Annotated in this window: 10 protein-coding genes; 2 read left to right on the top strand and 8 right to left on the bottom strand. The window is 60.9% G+C overall.

Annotated features, from left to right (window positions below; genetic code table 11):
- Positions 1-8 precede the first annotated feature (8 nt).
- Positions 9-3,266 (bottom strand): protein kinase domain-containing protein, encoded by a 3,258-nt coding sequence (locus CJ178_RS31875; protein WP_095889023.1) that lies wholly within the window; start codon positions 3,264-3,266, stop codon positions 9-11.
- A gap of 543 nt (positions 3,267-3,809) precedes the next feature.
- Here CJ178_RS31875 and CJ178_RS31870 point away from each other — a divergent pair.
- Positions 3,810-5,114 carry an MFS transporter gene (locus tag CJ178_RS31870; protein WP_095889022.1) on the top strand — a complete coding sequence of 435 codons (1,305 nt, stop codon included), beginning with the start codon at positions 3,810-3,812 and terminating at the stop codon, positions 5,112-5,114.
- 70 nt (positions 5,115-5,184) lie between these two features.
- Here the strand turns inward: CJ178_RS31870 and CJ178_RS31865 are convergent, their stop codons facing one another.
- The 7 genes from CJ178_RS31865 to CJ178_RS31835 all read right to left on the bottom strand — a co-directional run bounded on the left by CJ178_RS31865 (position 5,185) and on the right by CJ178_RS31835 (position 16,342).
- Positions 5,185-5,778, bottom strand: coding sequence for a TetR/AcrR family transcriptional regulator (locus tag CJ178_RS31865; RefSeq protein ID WP_179300912.1), 594 nt, complete (start codon positions 5,776-5,778; stop codon positions 5,185-5,187).
- Positions 5,775-8,966 carry an acetyl-CoA carboxylase family protein gene (locus CJ178_RS31860; protein WP_095889021.1) on the bottom strand — a complete coding sequence of 1,064 codons (3,192 nt, stop codon included), beginning with the start codon at positions 8,964-8,966 and terminating at the stop codon, positions 5,775-5,777. The genes CJ178_RS31865 and CJ178_RS31860 overlap by 4 nt, the downstream gene beginning before the upstream one ends.
- A 2-nt stretch (positions 8,967-8,968) precedes the next feature.
- Positions 8,969-10,558, bottom strand: coding sequence for an AMP-binding protein (locus CJ178_RS31855; protein ID WP_095889020.1), 1,590 nt, complete (start codon positions 10,556-10,558; stop codon positions 8,969-8,971).
- A 312-nt stretch (positions 10,559-10,870) separates the two neighbouring features.
- Positions 10,871-11,968 (bottom strand): CaiB/BaiF CoA transferase family protein, encoded by a 1,098-nt coding sequence (locus CJ178_RS31850; RefSeq protein WP_095889019.1) that lies wholly within the window; start codon positions 11,966-11,968, stop codon positions 10,871-10,873.
- 36 nt (positions 11,969-12,004) lie between these two features.
- Positions 12,005-13,411 carry a 4-hydroxyphenylacetate 3-hydroxylase N-terminal domain-containing protein gene (locus tag CJ178_RS31845; RefSeq protein ID WP_095889018.1) on the bottom strand — a complete coding sequence of 469 codons (1,407 nt, stop codon included), beginning with the start codon at positions 13,409-13,411 and terminating at the stop codon, positions 12,005-12,007.
- A 289-nt stretch (positions 13,412-13,700) separates the two neighbouring features.
- A complete protein-coding gene (locus CJ178_RS31840) occupies positions 13,701-15,200 on the bottom strand; it encodes an aldehyde dehydrogenase family protein (protein ID WP_095889017.1) in 1,500 nt (499 codons plus the stop codon).
- 20 nt (positions 15,201-15,220) lie between these two features.
- Positions 15,221-16,342 (bottom strand): NDMA-dependent alcohol dehydrogenase, encoded by a 1,122-nt coding sequence (locus tag CJ178_RS31835; RefSeq protein WP_095889016.1) that lies wholly within the window; start codon positions 16,340-16,342, stop codon positions 15,221-15,223.
- A 501-nt stretch (positions 16,343-16,843) separates the two neighbouring features.
- Here CJ178_RS31835 and CJ178_RS33565 point away from each other — a divergent pair.
- Positions 16,844-17,227, top strand: coding sequence for a hypothetical protein (locus tag CJ178_RS33565; RefSeq protein WP_257013650.1), 384 nt, complete (start codon positions 16,844-16,846; stop codon positions 17,225-17,227).
- Positions 17,228-17,349: the final 122 nt, after the last annotated feature.

Below are 17,349 nucleotides of genomic sequence, written 5' to 3'. Positions count from 1 at the left end.
TGCCTGGCCTATGGGGTACGCCCCACAACCCAGGCCGCGACCTGCACTCGGGAGGTGAACCCCAGTTTTGTCAGGATGTGCTCCACATGCCCTTGAGCGGTGCGAGGTGAGATCACCAGGCGATCGGCGATGGCCTGGTTGGTCAGACCTTGAGCGATGAGATCGGCGACTTGGCGTTCCCTCTTGGTCAGCCTCGTCGAGTCGTCGATATCGGATCTGGATGCCTCGGAAGGCTTTTCATTGAGCGCATAGGAGATTGCCGCATCGAATCCGAAACCGTGGCCTTTACGGTAAGCCGTCGCGAATGCCTGCTCTCCGAGAATTTGTTGCGCCTTCTCATTGCATTCCTGGTGATAGACAAGCAAATCGGGATGAATGATCACAGTACAGCCCGTGGAAAGCGCTAGCCCTTCTGCAATCCCCATCAAAACCGCAGCACGCTGTGCGTTCCGCTGTGCGCATACGATCCAGGCCATCGCCTCGCAGCATGCCGCGGCGACCCGTGGGTTGTGCACCTGCCGCGCCAGCTCCAGCGATTGCTCGAGTAGCCGCACCGCTCGATTCGTATCATCCGCTCGCCACACGGCGATGCCGAGAGCCCACAACGAGAACGATCGATACATTTTCTCGCCATGGTGTTGCGTGATTGACAGGACACGCTCGTGACAGTCGATCGCCCTGTCCGTCTGGCCACTCAGTCCATACGCCAAACCCAACGGGTACAAAACGCCCACCTCGAGCGTTCGATCGGTGCTGAATGCGGGAAGCGCGGTTTCGAGATGAGTGCACGCGCGCTCGAGGTCACCTCTATAGAGGGCAAGCATGCCGTCAGCACAGTCTACGAACGCCCGCATCTCCGAGTCACTGGTCTGCGCTGCGATCGCCCGAGCCTCTTCGAGAAGTGTTGTCCCGGCAGGGAGATCGCCCTGCACACTCGCCATCACACTGGCACAATAGAGACCCTTGACCCAGGCGAGGGTGAGTGGGCCGCTTTGGCGTGCAAGCAGCTGGTCGAACCAGCGCCGCCCCTCGCTGTAGAGGCCTTGCGAGGCCCAAAATACGTAGAGTGCCGTGGCGGTCCGCAAGCCGGCGGCGGGATCGTCGGCGACGCTAAACTCAAGGGCCTCCCGCAAATTCGACTGCTCCCGCTTCAGACGGGCGATCCAGTCGAGTTGGCGGACGCTGATCCACTCTGCCTCCTCCTCGAGCGCCAACCGCTCGTACCAGTCTCGGTGACGGCGACGCAGTTGCAAAGCCCCGTCGGACTGCTCGAGCTTCTCGTACCCATACTCCCGCAACGTCTCGAACATCCGGAACCGCACCACCGACCCATACTCCTCGCGGATCAGAATCGACTTGTCTACCAACGACGTCAACGTGTCCAGAAGTTCGCCGAGATCCAGGTCGGCGCTGCACACCAACTCCGCTGCATCGAGTTCGAAGCTACCCGCGAAGACCGCCAATCGAGCCCACACCAATTGCTCACTGGCAGTGCATAACTCGAAGCTCCAGTCGATACAGAGCCGCAACGTATGCTGGCGCGACGGCGCACCCCGGCTACCGCGAGTCAGCAGGGTGTATCGGTCGGTCAACCGCTCGAGGATCTGTTCGAGCGACATGGCGCGCAACCGCGCCGCCGCCAGCTCGATCGGCAGCGGCAAACCGTCGAGCCTGCGGCAGATTTCGCCTACCGTCTCTGCATTCTCCTCGGTGAGCACAAAGCCCGGAACTGCCGCCGCGGCGCGCTCGGCGAACAACGACACCGCATCGTATTTAGGTAATTCCCGGAGCGACGACTTCCGCTCGAGCTCCGGGACGCCTAACGACGGAACCCGCAGTACCGCCTCCCCTCCGATACCGAGGGGTTCGCGGCTGGTAGCCAGAATCCGCAACGACGGACAGACGCGCACCAATGTCGCGGCCAATTCTGCAGTCGCGTCGACCAGGTGTTCACAGTTGTCGAGAACCAACAGCAATTCCCGCGGCTCGAGGAACTCGATCAGAATCTCCCGCACCGGTCTCGCGGACTGGTTCCGCAGTCCCAGCACACCGGCCACCGTCTCGACCAGCAACGACTCGTCACGCAACTCACCAAACTCCACGAGCCGCGCACCGTCGGCGTACTCCCGTTGCACCCCCGCCGCGAGCCGCATCGCCAGCCGGGTCTTACCGACACCTCCGACCCCGGTCAACGTCACCAACGGGCCAGAGGCGAGCAGCCTTTTCGCCTCGGTCAGCTCGCGTCGGCGGCCCACAAAGCTGGTCAATTCCAGAGGAAGCTCCCCCGTCGTCCTCGGAGAAAAGGCACCTGAATGTCGGACGCGTCCCTCGGGACTTGGTCGTCGGCCGCGGCCCGCTGTGACGGGTTCGGCGCGCAAGGGCATCTCATCGACCGGAAAATCGTAGTGCCGTTGCAGTTGCCGCAGTTCCTCGCCGAACTCCGCTGCTGTGGCCGGGCGCTTGCCGGGCGTCCGCGACATCGCGCGACATACTGCATCGGATACATCGTTTGGGATCCCCTGCTCGCGCAAATCGGGCACCTCTTGCTTGGTGATCCTCAGAAACTGCGCGACAACCTGCTCACCGCTGCGACGCTCGAACGCGGCGTGACCGGTGAGAGCACTGAAGAGGACGGCGCCAAGTCCATAGATGTCGGCCACTGGAGTCGGTGGATCTCCCGCCAGCACCTCCGGAGCGGTGTACGCCGGCGAACCGGTGACTACTCCGGTGGCGGTCTCGAATCCTCCGGTGATGTGCGCTATACCGAAGTCGGCCAGCTCCGGTTCGCCGTAGTCGGTGAGCAAGATGTTGGCAGGTTTGATGTCCCGGTGCACGATGCCAAGGGTGTGGGCCGACTCCAACGCTCCCGCTATTTTCACCCCTAAACGCAACGCCTGAGTCAACGGTAGCGGACCGTCGCGGCGGATCTGTGCGTCCAGGGAATCCTGCGGGTGATAGGGCATCACGATGTACGGGCGGCCGCTGCCGGTGGCACCGACCTGCAAGATACTGACGATGTTCGGGTGCCCGGTCAGCCGGCCCATCGCCTGCTGTTCCCGGAAGAAGCGAGACCGGTTCTCAACGCCGAGATCAACGGTGAGCACCTTCACTGCAACCGTACGGTCCAAATCTGCCTGCGTACAGCGGTAGACGACACCGAAACCGCCGCGGCCGATCTCCACTGCAGCATCGAAGCCGACGCCTCCCAGTTCCGCGGCCAGCGACAGCGGATACCGCTGAGTGCCGAGCGAATCACCTTCACCCATCGGACGGTCTACTCACTCCGTCGGTGCCTAGTCCCACACACTGATCCCGGCGGTACGACCAGCTCAAATACGACAGTACTCACTTCTCAATGGTGTGCGCACAAAGATGTCGCAGACATGCTCTACGAACCCCGAAAGACTCCGCCGCGGCGGAGTAAACAATTCGCCTGCTCGGACAAGGGATGCCGCACGGAATCGCAACTCCGACTGATTCGGTCTTAGCAAAGATCAAAGCCTTATCAGCGAAGCCGAAGATGTTCACACTCTCGGGGCGTCTGGATCCTTGACGCCAGCGATCCCACGTCAGAATGCGATGTCCAGCGCTTCATCAACCGATGTCGCCAATCCTCATTGACGTAAACGTCAACGCTGGTGGCGCCAACGCGCCTACGAAAACGGCGGCTGACCCTCGGCGCTTTACAGTACTGTAAAGTTACCGTAGATTGTGCGCCGGGTCACCTACTGGAGTGCCGGTGACAACCCTCAACGACGCTGGCGACTGACGAGCGTCGCCCCTGTTCATGCCTTGGAGGGCATTTCCCCATGACAAATGTTTCGGCGTATAAGACCGTGGATGTGGCAACGCCACCCCGGCAGGCACGCCAAGTGTTGTTATCCAGCCTGCTGGGCACAACTATCGAGTACTACGAATTCTTCGTCTACGGCATCGCCGCATCGCTCGTGTTCGGGAAGTTGTTCTTTCCCAGTTTCGACCCGCTGATGGGAACCCTGCTGTCCTTGGCCACGTTCGGTGTGGGCTTTGTGGCTCGTCCTATTGGCGGCTTGATCTTCGGACACTTCGGAGATCGCTTGGGACGCAAGCGAATGTTGGTGACCAGCCTCCTGATGATGGGCACGGCGACCTTTGCGATCGGTCTCTTACCAAGTTACGACGCGATCGGCGTATGGGCACCGATCCTGCTCGTTATCGCCCGGATCACCCAGGGCATCTCACTCGGCGGCGAATACAGCGGTGCAGTATTGATGAGCGTCGAACACGCTGGCGCCAAACGGCGCGGGCTGTTCGGATCTATTGTAGGAACCGGATCCGGTTGGGGACTACTGCTGGCGAATCTAGCTTTCCTACTTGTCTCACAACTCGATGACAACGCATTCCTCGCGTGGGGATGGCGAATCCCGTTCCTCTTCAGCGCCGTCCTGGTCGTACTAGGTCTGGCCATCCGCATCCGTCTCGACGAAAGCCCGGAATTCACCGCGGTCAGCGCCGACGGCGTCCACCGGTTCCCCCTGGCAATCATCGCTCGCGATCACTGGCGACAGGTCGTCTTGATCGCGGCAGGGATGATCTCCGCCGGTGTGGTGTTCTACGTATCGACCGTCTTCTCGTTGACATATGGATCACAGGAACTGGGCGTGAGTCGGTCCCTGATGCTGACCCTGGTCTTGTTCGCCAACATCATTCTCATCATCGGTATGCCGTTCTTCGGTTGGCTTTCGGACCGCATCGGTCGCCGCACCATCTTCACCGTGTCTTTGGTGGCGTTGATTCCCGCACCCTTCGTATGGTTCCTGCTCCTGAATACCGCACAACCAGCACTCATGCTGCTCGGATTTGTGGTGCTTTATGTGCCCTTCGTCGCCAACTTCGGAATCATGCCCGCCTATTTCGCCGAAATGTTTCCCGCCGACGTCCGGTTCGCCGGTGTCGCAGTAAGCAACACTCTCGGTCAGGTTCTCGGCAGCTCGACCGCACCGCTGATCGCCGCCGCCCTTCTCAGCAGTTACCAATCCTGGACCGCAGTTGCTGTCTACATGGCACTCGCCGGCGTCATCAGTTTGATCGCTGCCATCATCCTGCAGGTCCGGGCAGCCGATACCAGGTTCTGACCGGCCAGCTCCACACAAAACTCGTCCTCGGATCACTACTGATCCGAGGACGAGTCCATTTGGGCGTTGATCAGCGAGTGAGTCCTGTGCGGGCCGCTTCATTGTTGACAGGCAACCCGACCAGCGCACGATGCAGAGCCACTAGTTCGCCGGTCAATTCTTCCCTGCGGTCCGGGTTCTCGATCACTAGATACGCGAAGCGGGTCGAAATTCCGTTGACTGCTTCAGCGATGATCAGGCCACTTGCAGTGGGCCGAGCGTGGCCTGATTCGGCCAGCCGGTCGATAAACCGAGCGTGGCGTCGGATCGAGCGGTCGTGAATGTCATGCCACAAAGTCCGCATCTGCTCGTCGATACGGGCTTGCTCGGCTAGGACCGCCAGCAGACCGCAATGCTCGACGTGAATGTCGAGCATTGCGACCAAGGTGGAGCGAAAAGTGGCAGTGGCGCTGGTGGTATCGGCGCTTTCCTGAATAGCCAGCACGCGATTGCGCACACGTGCGACCGCAGCGGCGAAGACCTCGATGCTGCTCGTGAAGTAGGCATATACGGTGGGTCTCGTCACGCCGGCCTCGCGGGCGATCTCCGCGACCGACGGAAGCACATAGTCTCGCCGTTCAACGATAGCCGCCGCCGCGTCCAGTAACTTATCTTCGGTACTCACCAGGTGTCTACGAAGTTTCGCCGCGGGGCAAGTTTCGTCTTTCCGATGACCCCGCACACCAGGGTGCGGGTCTCAGCGGGATCGATGACCCCGTCGATCTCAAACACTGTCGCGATGTTCAGTGCCTTTCCTCTCTCATATGCCTCGTCCACAAGCTCGGCGAAACGGTCCTGCCTCTCGACCGGATCGGCGATGTCCTCGAGTTCCCGACGATATCCGAGACGAACCGAGCCTTCGAGTCCCATACCGCCGAACTCTCCGGTCGGCCACGCGAAGGCTGCGGTGGCGGCATGCAAATGCCCACCGGACATTGCCATGGCTCCGAGTCCGTATGCCTTCCGCAACGCGACGAAGCAGACTGGGACGCGCAGGTTGGCGCCCACGACGAAAACACGGGGAAAATGACGAACCGACGCCGACTTCTCGGCCTCAGGGCCGACCATGAAGCCCGGGGTGTCACACAATGACAGAATAGGCAGGCCGTGTGCGTCGCAGAGCTGGAGGAATCGTGCCATCTTATCGGCCGCGTCGGCGTCGATAGCACCCCCGAGGTGCATCGAGTTGTTTGCGACGATGCCTATCGGCCGGCCCTCGAGACGCGCGAGGTAGGTCAAGACACCAGAACCGAAATCGGGTCGAAGCTCGAGCGCACTACCTGTGTCAGCCACCGTAGTGATCACCGGTCGGACGTCGTACGCGCGCGCGCGGTTCGTCGGGACGAGGTGACGCAGGAGACGTTGATCGTCAACGGTCCAAGTCATCTCGATGCCGGATAAGTTACCCAGCACTTGGCGCGCCAACGCAGTCGCATGGGCCTCGTCGTCAGCGAGGATATCAACGACCCCGTTTGGCACCTGGACACTCATCGGCCCGACCACGTCGGGGTGGAAGGTACCGAGACCACCGCCTTCGATCATTGCGGGACCACCCATGCCGAGCGATGCTTCCGGAGTGGCGATGATGATGTCGGCACACCCGGCGAGCGCGGCGTTTCCGGCGAAGCAACGACCGGAGACGATGGCGACAATGGGCACCGAGCCGGAGAGCCGGGCGAGCAAAGTGAAGGTGGGATCGTCGAGTCCGGCGATCCACCCTGTATCGACGTCACCCGGACGGCCACCGCCGCCCTCGGTGTAGAGCACGATCGGCAACGATTGCTCAGCTGCGATGGTGAACATCCGCGCTTGTTTGCGGTGGCCATACATGCCTTGGGTTCCAGCGAACACGGTGTAGTCATAGGACATCACCACGCACCGAGTGCCGTCGATGGTGGCTATGCCACAGATCAGGCCGTCCGCGGGGGTGTTCTCGATCAGGTCTTGCAGTGGGCGCCGCCCACGTTGCGCGGCGACGGTCAGAGCACCGTACTCGACGAAAGACCCCTCGTCGCACAGGTCGGTCAGGTTTTCGCGGGCAGTGCGGCGTCCGAGCGCGCGTCGCTTCGCTGTCGCATCCGGGCGATTGTCGTCTCGGGTGTAGCCGAGACGCGTTTCAAGCTCCATGAGGTCGGGGCGGATTTCGTTAAGCTCAACACTGAGATCGCCAGCAATATCAGCGGCGTCATCGCCGGCAGTTCCACCCAGGACAGCGAGGATGTCGCCCTCGGTAACCACATCCCCGACCGAAATCATCAGACGCTCGACTCGGCCGCTGACAGGAGCGGCCACGACGTGTTCCATCTTCATGGATTCCAGCACCAGCAGCGGCGCGCCACGTGAGATATCTGCGCCGACAGCGCAGTCGACCGCGATTACCACACCGGTCATCGCGGCGTGTACGACACAGTCTCCAGTCTCGATCCGTGGGTCGTCGGCCGGACGTGTCACCGTGGCGATCAGCTCGTGGAGTTGGTCGTCCACCAATGTTGTGTACAGCGAGCCGTCGACGATCTCGGGGCGTGCAAGAAGACTACGGACGAGTGCCGCGTTAGTCTCCACCCCGTCGATCCGGACTTCATCGAGGGCACGAATGGCGGCGTCGAGCAGTGCCCGAGGATCTCCGATGGGCATGTCGACGATGATCTTCGCGAGCAGCGAGTCGTAGCGCGGGGACACCTGCAGTCCCAGTTGGGCGTGTGTGTCGACGCGGATTCCGGACCCGGTGGGCAGATCGAGACGGTCGATCGTTCCTACCTCGGCGCGGACTCGTCCGTCGGGTGTCATCGACTCGGCGTTCAATCGCAGCTGAACACTGCTGCGGGCGAGGGGTGGGGGGTCGGGCAGATCGAGTTCGGACAGGGGCGTACCAGCTGCAATCCGCAATTGACCTGCTACTAGATCGACACCGGTGACTTGCTCGGTGATCGTGTGCTCGACCTGGATACGCGGATTGACCTCGAGAAACACGAAGCGGTCATGTTCCGGATCGACGAGAAATTCGACCGTGGCGACGCCGCTCAGTGCGGTGTGTTGGCCTAGCGTCCGGGCTGCGGTGAGAAGATCGCGGCGCAGCGAGTCCGAGAGCGCCGGAGCCGGTGCCAGCTCGATGATCTTCTGGCGGTTGCGCTGTATGCTGCAGTCGCGTTCACCGAGGTCGACAACGTCGTGTCCATCGCCGATCAGCTGAACCTCGATGTGCCGGGGGCGGGCCAAAAGTTCCTCGACATATACCGCGTCGTTGCCGAATGCGCGCAGCGCCTCGGAGCGGCAACGTTCCACCGCCGGCGCCACCTCCTCGCGGTGCGTTGCCACTCGTATGCCTCGACCCCCGCCGCCGGCGACGGCCTTTACCATTACCGCACCTGGCACCGAATCGAAGAACTCTTCCGCTGCCGCGGGCCCGGTGTCGGTGTCGGTGGCTCGCAGCACGGGCAACCCGGCCTCGACCGCCGCTCGGCGGGCCAACATTTTGTCGCCGAAGATCCGCAGAGTGGGCACCGCGGGACCGACGAATATCAGCCCAGCGTCGAGGCAGGCCTGCGCAAAATCTGCATTTTCCGATAGGAATCCGTACCCGGGATGTACCGCATCACAACCGGTCTCCTTGGCCGCAGCAATCAGCGCAGCGATGTCGAGGTACGCGGCGGGGCCTTCGGCATCGAGTGCGTAGCTGCGCTCGGTGACGTGTGCGGACGAGTGGTCATCGCGGGCATACACCGTGACCCACGACAGATCCAGGCTGTCGCAGGCACGGGCGATGCGGACAGCGATCTCGCCGCGGTTGGCGATGAGAACTTGAGTGACGGGCATTGTCAGTTTCCTTTCCTGACGATGATCCCAGCCTCTTCACGGTCCCAGATCACATGGGCGGCGTCGGCGCGGAGCATGTGCTTCTGAATCTTCTGGGTGGGGGTCTTCGGGAGCTCGTCCACAAAGCAGACAAAGCGCGGGACCATGAAGTATGGCAACCGCTCGATCAGAAATTCCGTCAGCGCCACTGGATCGATCGTGACCCCGTCCCGAGGTACAACGATGGCCTTGATCTCGTCCTCGGTGAGCTTCGAGGGCACGCCGACCACGGCACTCTCGTATACATCGTGGTGAGTGTTGATAACGCGTTCGACCTCGAAACTCGAGATGTTCTCACCGCGCCGCCGTAGCGCGTCCTTCATCCGGTCAGCGAAGAAATAGTGTCCCTCAATACGCCGGAACGCATCTCCTGTATGGACCCAACCGTCCTGCAGGGTTTCAGCGGTCTTGTCGGGAAGGCCGTGGTAACAGGCCATGACAATGCGTGGATCCCTTGGTCTGACCCACAATTCGCCTACTTCATCGTCGTCAACCTCGGAGCCGTCAGGTCGCACCAGCCGCAACTCGTATTCGGTCTCACGGGCGACGCCGGCTTCGCCGGGCACCAGTTCGGTTCCGTAGCTGCCCAGGAGGCTGCCGATCTCGCTCATGCCATACACGGGTTCAAGGGTGAGTCCGAAACGTTGGGCGAAAGCCTTTGGGTCGCTGGCCAACGGCGCCATTACCGCTAGATCGAGTGAGTTGTCGGCATCGTCCTCACAACGATCGCGCTGCTGCAGCAGCTCGGCCATCGCACCGAGCATGACTGTCATCGTTATCTCGTGCCGTCTCACCATCGGCCAGAACCCCGACACCGAGAAGCCGGGCTCAAGGAAACAGGTGGCGCCGACAATCAGCGCCTGATAAGCCCCATACCACTGACCGGCAAGGTGAAAGAGAGGAAGCGTGACAAGGATACGATCATCCGCAGTAGGGCGTGGTTGATCCTCACGCGAGGCGTAGGTGTACGCGTGGGCATGGGTTATCTCGACGCCCTTGGACGCGCCCGTCGTACCGGAGGTATACATATACGCCATGAGGTCGCTCGCATCCAGATCGACTGGATCGCCCATGCCGTACCCGAGAAGGTCTTCGAAGCGGACCGTCGTAAACGGTGCCGGCGCCTTGGCTTTGGTCTCACCCCGAACCACCACCGTTTGCAAGAACAGAAGATCCGCGGCAATGAGCTCGAGTCGATCTAGGTAGCGTTCTTCGATCACCAGCACCTCGCTGCCGGCATCGTTCAGGATGTGGGCAAGAAAATTCCCTCGATAACCGGTGTTGACGGGAACCTCAACAGCACCGATGAGCGCTGCACCCATCCAGGTATGGACGAAGTCAATGCTGTTGTCGAGCATCAAGGCCACTGTTTTCTCGCGCACGAGACCGTGGTGCATCAATCCGGAGCTCAGGTGGAGAGCCCGCTCGTACGCCTGCGTGAAGGTCCACGATCCATCGATACTGACATGCGCCAGCTTATCCGGATGCGCAGCGAGAGCTCGATCGAATGCGTCGCGGATGGTCCGCCTGTCGACGGGAGGAAGGTTACTCATTGACTCGACTTTACACATGTGTAAAACGCGCCACAAGTCTTGTGGCCCTATGCTTTCGATCCATGCTCGCCGTCACGACAAGCCACACCCTCCACGGCAGAACAGATGGCAAGCGCACCGATGAACAGGGATCGCCGCATGACGCGACAGCGCAGCGTGCCCCAAAACGACCACAGCACCGACTGCGATCAGTGCAATAGCCGATGGCCGATGGTCGACCATTGCACTGATCAATTTGCCATAATCGCCTGCGCTAGTAGGCAATTCACAGTATCTACCGTGCGCCGTCGCCGCTGGGCGATCGGAAGTCGGTCATCTCCCGAGCCAGTCGCGAAGAACAGCACTCGCGTCTGCGCCAGCTGTGCGAGGGATCGTGGGAATGGCCGACGGCGTACGGGAGAAACGCGGCGCGGGCGCCGCCTGCTGGACCCCGCCGACTTCGATGATGGTGCCACGCCGCACCAAATGACCGCCAGCCGCCGCTTCATCCAGCGACAACACCGGCGTCACACAAGCATCGGTGCCAGCAAATACGCCCGCCCAGTGATCACGTTCCTCTGCGAGGATGACCTCTGCAAACACCTTTCGGATATGTGGCCATTGATCACGGTCGTTTTGTTCGGGTAACTCCGCGTCGGCCAAACCCAGCCCTGTCAGTAATTGTGCGTAGAACTGTGGCTCGATTGCGCCCACTGCAATCCATCTGCCGTCGGCGCATTGGTAGGTGTCATAGAACGGCGCTCCCCCGTCGACAAGATTGGCCCGTGGCCGATCCGTCCATGCATCAGCGCCCCGCATGGCCCACGCCATTTGCATAAGCACGCTCGCGCCGTCGACCATGGCCGCATCCACAACCTGCCCGCGACTTGACTGCTGCCGTTCGAGCAACGCAGCAAGAATCCCCACGACGAGGAACATCGATCCGCCACCGAAGTCTCCCACCAAATTCAGTGGCGGGACAGGTTTCCCCTCGCTGTCGCCGATCGCGTGTAGCGCGCCCGTCAAAGCGATGTAGTTGATGTCGTGTCCTGCACGCTTGCTCAGTGAACCCTCTTGGCCCCATCCCGTCATCCGTGCGTAAATCAGCCCTGGATTGACCGACGAACAGTCGTCCGGGCCCAGGCCGAGCCGTTCGGTGGTGCCGGGCCGATAACCCTCGATCAGGACATCCGCGACGGCGACGAGTTCGAGAACTCGTTCACGCCCCTCAACTGTCTTCAGGTCCGCATTGATCGATCGTCGATTTCGCAACATGTGATCGGGTTGCCCATTCGTGACCTCGAGCGCGCCGCTCGGGCGTTCGACCCGGACAACGTCGGCGCCGAGATCACCGAGGATCATGGCAGCGTGCGGCCCGGGGCCGATTCCTGCGAGTTCGAGGACCTTTACACCGTGGAGGGGGCCAGGCATACGAGCAACCTTTCGTGTCGATTGGAGAGCCGCACTCTAAAGCGCATCGATAGCGGCGAGACCGCTGACGTAGCTCCGCGCACGAGTGGGATCGAACGAGCGAGAAATCTGTAGCTTCTCCGCTTCGAGTGAGCCCTCGGCGTGGGTTGCGAGTACGGATTGGTATCCGCCGTAGTCGCGGGCGGTGAGGTCGGCGATGAAGTTGAGCAACTTCAGACGCTTCTCGGCCGGAACAGCTGCTGCATAGTACTTTTCGAGAACTGCCCGAATCTCCGGGTTGTCCCAATCTTCGCCGCCGGGGCCGGTGGCGAGCAAACCGCCCGACAGGTCGGTGAGTATCGCGACAGCGTTGTGAAAGCCGTGAGCGAAGTGGTACTTCGCCATGTTGACCGCGAGAGGGTCGGGCTGTTGCACTCCATGCTCACCTGGACGCGAACGCACAGCCGACAGTTGAGCAAGCCCACGGACAGTCTCACTCCAAGTAATCAACTCGGTGAGCTTGCCTTTGACGTGGCCAGCCTTGCTGATGCCGTTGGCGTCGGCGATCAGGGAAGCGGCGCCGACCATGATGTCGAGCAGCGGAAGTTTGTAATTGATAGCGGTGAAGCGGTGATAGTCGACGAACGCCAGAGCAAGTGGACCTGCCAATTCGGAACGACGGTTGAGGAATACGCGATCCTTCGGCACTCGGACGTCGTCGAATACCGTCAGAGACTCGAGCAATTTGTGCTTGCTTGAGATCGGGAACTCGAAGCTGTTTCGATCGCCCGCGGCATATGGCGAGACGTAGAGGTTAAGACCCGGTGTGTCTATCGGGATGGCGAAGGACACGGCGTAGTCGGCGTCGTCGGGTCCCATGGCTCGGGTGGGGAGCACGATCAGTTCGTCGGCGTTCGCGGAGAACGAGGTGTGGCATTTGGCGCCGCGGACGGTGATTGAGTCCGTGTCTTCGTCAACGATGTGCAGGTAGAGGTCCGGGTCTGCTTGTTGGCGCGGTGCCAGTGACCGGTCGCCTTTGACGTCAGTTTGGGCGACAGCTAATGCGAGGTCGTCTCGACAGACCCGACGGTAGAATTCGCGGGCGTTCTCGAGCCCTTCACCTTCTGTCGCCCGCAATAGCGCGAACATCGCGTCGCTGCCGACCTCCTTGAGGACGATCGTTCCTCCGCCACGTCGCGATACCTCTTCGATGAGCGCTCCGCGGCGCACAAGATCGTCGGCAGATTTTGGTGCGACGTAGAATGCGCTGACTTCCTCCCCATCGACATCGGCGACCGCCAAGTCCGGACGATCAGCTGCAATGTCGAAGCAGATTGCCGAATGGTCCACTGCCATGGCGAGTTCGGGCTCACCGACCACGTCGTCGACTTGCCTGCCACGGTAGAACACTCGACGGTCGTCGTTGAGGCCCTTGCGGTACTCGTCACCCGTACGTAAACCCACTATGGACTCCTCATCTGCTAACAACGCTTTACAGTAGTGTCAAATAGATTAGCGATCGCTACCTAAGCGCACAAGTCCATATCGTGGTCAAGGCAGGGCGAAATACCCGTTTTTGAAGCCGTAACTTGAGCCCTATTGGCACTACAACTTCGATCCGACACCTGGAGATTGATGCCAAGTCGCCTCAAACCAGAGGGGCGAGGGCTGATACATCGCCCCGCCCCTCCCAGTCGACCCGCGTAGAGATCAACTAAGGTTCACGCCCAACTCGTCGAGTAGTACTCTGCTGTCAACTCGTCGACTCGGTCACACCGAACAGCAGACCCCAACCGACCCGGTCCGAACGCTCCGAACGATCGATCGAGATGGCTTTCTGATTTGTAAACTCGTCCAGTGCATCTGGGCCGAGCTCCCGGCCAAAACCGCTCTGCTTGTACCCGCCGAAAGGCAGTGCCCCTGAAAGGTTGTGCCAGTCGTTAATCCAGACGGTGCCGGCCTCGAGTCGATTCACCACTTCACGCGCCCTGCCTTCGTCGGTGCTCCACACCCCTGCCGACAGGCCGTACTCCGAGTCGTTGGCCAGCGCTACTGCCTCATCAATGTCGTGGTACCGGAGCACCGACAGCACCGGGCCGAAGATCTCCTCACTCGCCACCCGCATGTCGCTGGTTACATCGGTGAATACTGTGGGAGGAACCCAGTTCCCCTGCTCAAATAGCGGACCGTCCAGGGTTCCCTGGAAGGCCAGGCTCGCACCTTCCTGTTTCGCGCTCTCGATGAATTCGAGGATGCGATCACGCTGGCGAGAGTTGATCACTGGACCCAAGTCGGTCCCGATTTTTGTCGGATCTCCGATCCGGAGTTGACGTGCCCGAGCGACCAACCGGGAGACGAAATCGTCGTGGATGGAGTCGTGCACGAGAAGGCGGGTGCCGGACTCGCACGCTTGCCCGGCGTGGACGAGAAATGCCCACAACGACCCATCCACCGCGAGGTCGAGGTCGGCATCATCGAGGATGATGTTCGCGCCTTTGCCACCAAGCTCGAGGGTGACCTGCTTGACATTGTTCGAGGCCGCGCTCATCACCTTCCGGCCAGTGGCTGTGGATCCGGTGAACGAAATCTTGCGGACTCTTGGATGCCCCGCCAGATGCTCACCAACGCTGTCGCCGTCTCCTGTGACAAGGTTGAAGACCCCATCAGGCAGTCCAGCGTCCATGAGGGCTTCGGCGAGGATTGTGGTGCCAATAGGTGTCTTCTCGTCGATCTTGAGTACAACGCTGTTGCCCGTGGCAATGGCAGGGATCGTCTTCCACACGGCCAGCAACAGAGGGAAGTTCCATGGAACGATTCCTCCCACGACCCCCAGTGGTTCACGCCGGATTGATCCGGCCACACTGCCGTCAGCCTCAACCACAGTTCGCTCCCACTCATAGCTTCGAGCGAGATTGGCGAACCGCTGCATGTGGGCGATCGGGTACCCGACCGCCAATCCCTGTGCGAGTCGGACAGGTGTGCCGTTTTCCTGTGCGGCGAGCAGTGCGAGTTCCTCGGCCCGCTCACTGAGCTTCGCTGCGACAGCATCGATGAGATCCGCCTTCTCTGCCATCGGCCGCTCGCGCCAGCCGCTGGTCGCGAAGGCCTGGGCCGCCGCCTCCACCGCCGCGTCGACGTGCTTGACCCCACCTTTGGCCAGTGTCGCTACCAAAGCGCCCGTGGCCGGGTTGATCACTTCATAGCGCTCATCGGTGTCGACCCATTGTCCACCGATTAACATCTGATAGTGCATGTCATGTCTCCCGTGATCGGTTAATCGAAGATGATGACGCCGCGAATGTTCTTGCCCGCGTGCATGTCCGCGTATCCGGTCGCCACATCGTCCAGTGTGTACGTTTGCGTGATCAACTCGTCGAGTTTCAACTGCCCGTTCTGGTACATCCGGATCTGCCTGGGGATGTCGGCGAAGGGGTTGCTCGAACCGAACAAGGATCCTTGGATCCGCTTCTGCATCATTGTGAGCATCCATGGGTTGATGGGAATACCACCCTCGCCGGTCATATCACCGATACCCGTCACAACCACCGTTCCAGCCTTGCGGATGGCGTCGAAGGCTTGAGCGATGTGCACACCGGCGGTTACACCAACGGTCACGATGGCTTTGTCGGCACCTTGACCTTCGGTGACCGAGCGGCCGAAGTCAGCAGCCTCTTCGATAGTCGAAAAGGCATGCGTCGCACCCAATTCCAAGGCTTTCTCCTGCTTGAACGGCACTGGATCGACCGCGATGACAGTTCCGGCTCCGGCGTGCGCAGCCCCCTGGACTGCGTTGATGCCAATACCACCGATACCCATGACGATCACGACGTCGCCGGGCATGATCTCTGCGGAATAGACAGCCGAACCCCAACCTGTACCGACTCCGCAGCCAAGAAGGACAATCTTCTCCAAAGACAGCTCCTTCGGCACTTTAATCGCCGACATAGCAGATACGACAGTTCTCTCGGCAAAGGTTCCCAGCCCTGCGATCTGCCCCACAGGCTGACCATCGAGACTGAAACGGAAGCTGTCAGGGTCATCGAACCGAGAGCCTCGAACCGTGTACTGACCCACGTTGCACAGGTTGGATATCCCTTCTGCGCACCACCGGCAATGGCCACAGGCCGGTAGGAATGAGAAGACGACGTGGTCTCCTACTTCCCACCCGGATGTGTGAGGTCCAATGGCCTCCACAACGCCCGCGCCCTCGTGACCTCCGATTATCGGGTAATGGTCTCCCACCAGATCCCCAGTCTGGAGATGATCGTCGGAATGGCAGAGCCCTGCCGCGACGAGCTTCACGCGCAACTCGTTCTGACGCGGTTCTTCGAGTTCGATGTCGACGACCTCGAACTTGCCTGGGGACTCACGCAGCACAGCTGCTCGGGTTATCACAGTTTGCCTCCTTGACGCGCCCCGATTCGGGCGGATAGCGGATACCAGAGTGACGACACAGAATTTGCGGTCGGCATGTGATTAGCCTTACATCAGTTGACAGTTGTGTCAATGAGTCAGCATTCAACCCGCTCTTGGAAAGGCAATCCGTTGACAGTAGTGTCACAGGGGAAGATTGTGAGCCTCGATGGACGTCTCCGCTCGGGGCGGGATAACATCCCCGACGTTCCTCCGCGTTAAGGACGTTCCTCCGCGTTAAGGACGTTCCTCCGCGTTAAGCGCGTTACGCGGATCGGATACTCACAAGCGGTTGCCGAAGTGACTCTCCACGACTCTTTCCGCCACCTCATGGGGAGCAGCAACTGGCTCCTTACTCGCCTGCGCGCAAAGGGATCTTTCGAGACAGGCCGTTGAGCGGCGCGGCGTTCTAGTCGGAAGCTGCCATGACACTCTGCGGCGGTAGGCATTTGGGGCAGCAAAGCCCGTGACCGCCGAGCCAACATGACAGCGAGCTCAGTCACGCAACCCAATGAGCCGCTCGTAGATTGGCGAGAGCTGTGCGGCCAACCCCTCGACGCCACCGGACTGCCCGCAGTCATCGCGACCACCCTCAAGAGCTCCATCCGCCGCGCCAAAGAACATCTCTTCTACACCGATTCCGCGACGATTATCGAACGCGGCAAGGTCACCGGTATCTCCAAATCCGTGATTGACGCCATCGGACGTGCCCTGGAACTCGATGAGGCCGAGCGCTCCCATTTGTTCAAACTGCACCGTCGAGCGGATCGTATCGCCGCGCGACTGCTCCGTTCCCCCGACTCGCGCCGCCTAGAATCGTCGACGGGATTCGCCGCACTGTCGGTGCCGCCGGACCCGGCGATGTGATCGCCACACCGATCCTCTACCTCCACGACAGATCAAACACACAATTCAGAAGATGCTTTGCTCCGGAGTTGACGCACCACAGGGGCGGCCCTCACCAAAACACAGCGAGGGCCGCCCCTATA

Origin of the sequence: Rhodococcus sp. ACPA4 (assembly GCF_002300185.1) — a bacterium.
In the GTDB taxonomy this organism is placed as follows: Bacteria; Actinomycetota; Actinomycetes; order Mycobacteriales; family Mycobacteriaceae; genus Rhodococcus_F; species Rhodococcus_F globerula.
The sequence above is the reverse complement of the archived record's forward strand: the minus strand, read 5'-3'. Positions and strand labels throughout refer to the sequence as shown.

Coding starts and splice junctions, on each gene's coding strand:
- CJ178_RS31850 (WP_095889019.1), bottom strand. CDS start 11,968: ATGCCTGGCCCCCTCCACGGTGTAAAGGTCCTCGAACTCGCAGGAATC.
- CJ178_RS31870 (WP_095889022.1), top strand. CDS start 3,810: ATGACAAATGTTTCGGCGTATAAGACCGTGGATGTGGCAACGCCACCC.
- CJ178_RS31840 (WP_095889017.1), bottom strand. CDS start 15,200: ATGCACTATCAGATGTTAATCGGTGGACAATGGGTCGACACCGATGAG.
- CJ178_RS31875 (WP_095889023.1), bottom strand. CDS start 3,266: ATGGGTGAAGGTGATTCGCTCGGCACTCAGCGGTATCCGCTGTCGCTG.
- CJ178_RS31855 (WP_095889020.1), bottom strand. CDS start 10,558: ATGAGTAACCTTCCTCCCGTCGACAGGCGGACCATCCGCGACGCATTC.
- CJ178_RS33565 (WP_257013650.1), top strand. CDS start 16,844: ATGACAGCGAGCTCAGTCACGCAACCCAATGAGCCGCTCGTAGATTGG.
- CJ178_RS31860 (WP_095889021.1), bottom strand. CDS start 8,966: ATGCCCGTCACTCAAGTTCTCATCGCCAACCGCGGCGAGATCGCTGTC.